The following is a 2042-nucleotide window of genomic DNA, read 5'->3' as shown; positions in this document are numbered from 1 at the left end:
GGCTAAGCCCCCCCCACCGCCGCCGGCAGCCACTGGATCGCGCCGCTGATCGACGCGCGGCGCGGCCAGGCCTATTCGGCGCTGTTCGCTGCACCAGCGCCGGGCGGTCTGCCGGAGCGTCTCGAACCCGACGCGATCCGGCTCATGGACGGGTGGGCCGACGAGCTGAAGCGGCAGCTGGAGCAGCTGCCCGCAGAGGAACGGCCGGCCCGCCTCTGGTTCGTGGGCGAGACCGAGAAGCATGAGGCGGCGATCGCGCCGCTGATCGCCGCCTTCGGCGAGCTCGTCCAGCTCGTGCCCTACGAGCTGGAGGGCGCATGGGTCGGCATCGCCGGCGTGGCGCGCACCGCGCTGCCGGCGGACGACGTACATGCGCTGGAGCCGAACTATACGCAGCTGGCCGAAGCCGAAGCCAAACGGCTGCGGAACGCTTAAGGCGAGGGGGCGGCGAAGCTGGAACAAGATATCGTATTTCGCAACATGACGCTGGCGGATCTGCCGGCCGTCATGGTGATCGAGCATGAATCGTTTACGCTCCCGTGGAGTGAGGAAGCGTTCCGCAACGAGTTAACACATAACCATTTTGCACGGTATCAAATCATGGAATATCGCGGCGAACCGATTGGGTATGCCGGGATGTGGACGATCCTCGATGAGGCCCATGTCACGAACATTGCTGTTCGTACCGCTTATCGCGGCCGCCATCTCGGGGAGAAGCTGCTGCGTCGGATGATGGACTGGGCCATTGAGCTGGGGATGGTCCGGATGACGCTGGAGGTGCGGGTGTCCAATATCGTTGCCCGCACGCTTTATGAGAAAATGGGCTTTACCCCGGCAGGCGTGCGAAAAGGGTATTATTCCGATAATCATGAAGATGCAATCATAATGTGGTGCGAGCTGCCAAGGTCGCAGTCGGAAACCGGGGAAGGAAGCGAAGGTTCGTGGTAAAGCAAGAGCAAGATGTGTATATTTTGGCGGTGGAAACGAGTTGTGACGAAACCTCGGCCGCCGTGGTGAAGAACGGGACGGAGGTTCTGTCCAACCTCATCGCCAGCCAGATCGAAACGCACCGGGCGTTTGGCGGCGTGGTGCCGGAGGTCGCTTCGCGCAAGCATGTCGAGAGCATTACGCGGATGCTGGAGGAAGCGGTGCAGGAGGCGGGAATTGCGCCGGAATCGCTGTCAGCGATCGCCGTGACGGAAGGGCCCGGCTTGGTTGGCGCGCTGCTCGTCGGCATTATGGCGGCCAAGAGCCTTGCTTTCGCATTGGACAAGCCGCTGATTGGCGTTCATCATATCGCCGGTCACATCTACGCCAATCGCTTGGAGGCGGAGATGTTGTATCCGTCCATGGCGCTGGTTGTCTCGGGCGGTCATACGGAGCTGGTGCTGATGGAGCGGGAAGGAAGCTTCCGCCTGCTCGGACGGACGCGCGATGATGCCGTTGGCGAGGCTTATGACAAGGTGGCCCGGGCGTTGGGCTTCCCCTATCCCGGAGGCCCCTTCGTGGACAAGCTCGCTGCAGAGGCGGAGGAAGCAGAGGAGCTGCCTCGGGCTTGGCTGGAGCCGGACTCTTACGACTTCAGCTTAAGCGGACTCAAATCGGCTGTACTAAACGCGGTGAACCAGCACAAGATGCGCGGCGAGGACGGCTACCAAGCGGCGATTGCCCGCGGATTCCAAGAGTCGGTGATCGAAGTGCTGGTGGAAAAAGCGGTCCGCGCCGTCAAGGCAACCGGCTCCCGCCAGCTGTTGCTTTGCGGGGGCGTCGCTGCCAATCGCGGGCTGCGCGCGGCGTTGACCGAGCGCTGTGAGCGCGAAGGCATCGCCTTGTTGATTCCTTCGCTGAAGTATTGCACCGACAACGCCGCGATGATTGGCGCAGCCGCCTACTTGAAATGGCGCAGCGGTGAATTTTCCGACCTGGAGCTGAAAGCCGAGCCTTCCCTTTCGCTGGAGGGCTGGTCTGTCGGCCAGGGTTAAGGTTCAAATCGGGCCCATCGCCCAAAACAAAAGGCCGGACAAACTGTCCGGCCTTTTTTC

At 62.2% G+C, this 2042-nt stretch carries 3 protein-coding genes; all 3 read left to right on the top strand.

Going from position 1 to position 2042, the window contains the following annotated elements; all coding sequences use genetic code 11:
• Positions 1-144 precede the first annotated feature (144 nt).
• The 3 genes from M3G15_RS21260 to tsaD are packed head-to-tail and all read left to right on the top strand — an operon-like array spanning position 145 to position 1982.
• Positions 145-435 (top strand): hypothetical protein, encoded by a 291-nt coding sequence (locus tag M3G15_RS21260; protein ID WP_260072011.1) that lies wholly within the window; start codon positions 145-147, stop codon positions 433-435.
• An 18-nt stretch (positions 436-453) separates the two neighbouring features.
• On the top strand, positions 454-948 hold the full coding sequence (rimI, locus tag M3G15_RS21255) for a ribosomal protein S18-alanine N-acetyltransferase (protein ID WP_323079036.1): 495 nt from the start codon (positions 454-456) through the stop codon (positions 946-948).
• Positions 942-1982 (top strand): tRNA (adenosine(37)-N6)-threonylcarbamoyltransferase complex transferase subunit TsaD, encoded by a 1041-nt coding sequence (gene tsaD / locus M3G15_RS21250; protein ID WP_009226276.1) that lies wholly within the window; start codon positions 942-944, stop codon positions 1980-1982. The genes rimI and tsaD overlap by 7 nt, the downstream gene beginning before the upstream one ends.
• The last annotated feature ends 60 nt before the right edge of the window (positions 1983-2042 follow it).

It is taken from the genome of Paenibacillus sp. p3-SID1389, assembly GCF_025151705.1.
Taxonomy (GTDB): Bacteria; Bacillota; Bacilli; order Paenibacillales; family Paenibacillaceae; genus Fontibacillus; species Fontibacillus phoenicis.
Note: the sequence above shows the minus strand (reverse complement) of the source record. Positions and strands in the feature narration are given on the sequence as shown.

What these genes read in the sequence shown, in the direction of transcription:
- M3G15_RS21260 (WP_260072011.1), top strand. Translation starts at nt 145, where the DNA reads ATGGACGGGTGGGCCGACGAGCTGAAGCGGCAGCTGGAGCAGCTGCCC.